General features: G+C 65.6%; 1 protein-coding gene. It reads left to right on the top strand.

The annotated features are described in order from the left end of the window. The first annotated feature begins 124 nt into the window (after nucleotides 1-124). Nucleotides 125-733, top strand: a complete 609-nt coding sequence (locus JAO81_RS41920) for a YceI family protein (protein ID WP_199553256.1) — start codon at nucleotides 125-127, stop codon at nucleotides 731-733.

Genomic DNA, 733 nt, shown 5'->3' with positions numbered 1-733 from the left:
CCGCAGGCACGTTACGCCATGCGGGTCGCGACACGGGCCCGGATCGCACAGCTGTTGAAAGTTAAACCAAATGGGTCTACTGTCGAAGACATCAAGGGAACCGACCTTCCTCAAGGAGCACGCCATGGGCATCTTCGGCCGCAAGAACGACAGCACCGACACCACGTCCGCCCCCGCCCCGGTCAACCCGGAGCTGGCCGGTCTGACCGGTGACTACACGATCGACCCGGCGCACACGTCGCTCGGGTTCACGGCCCGCCACGCGATGGTCACGAACGTCAAGGGCTCCTTCCTCGACTTCGAGGGCACGCTGCACCTCGACGGCAACGACCCGTCGCAGTCCACCGCCTCCATCGACGTCAAGATGGAGAGCATCGAGACCGGACAGGGCGACCGTGACGGCCACCTCAAGAGCGCGGACTTCTTCGACGTGGAGAAGTACCCGGCGATGACCTTCCGCTCCACCTCGGCCGAGGCGCTCGGCGGCGAGGACTACCGGATCACCGGCGACCTCACCATCAAGGACGTCACCAAGCCGATCACCATCGACCTGGAGTTCAACGGCGCGGCCAAGGACCCCTTCGACAACGAGCGCGTCGGCTTCGAGGGCAAGGCCGACCTGCTGCGCTCCGAGTGGGGCCTGACCTGGAACGCGGCCCTGGAGACGGGCGGCGTCCTGGTCTCCGACAAGATCAAGCTGACCTTCGACATCTCGGCGATCCGCCAGGCCTGA

Source organism: Streptomyces sp. N35, from assembly GCF_016464295.1.
Classification (GTDB): domain Bacteria; phylum Actinomycetota; class Actinomycetes; order Streptomycetales; family Streptomycetaceae; genus Streptomyces.
Note: the sequence above shows the minus strand (reverse complement) of the source record. Positions and strands in the feature narration are given on the sequence as shown.

Bases quoted from the DNA above. Each gene is read 5' to 3' on its own strand.
- JAO81_RS41920 (WP_199553256.1), top strand. From the start codon at position 125: ATGGGCATCTTCGGCCGCAAGAACGACAGCACCGACACCACGTCCGCC.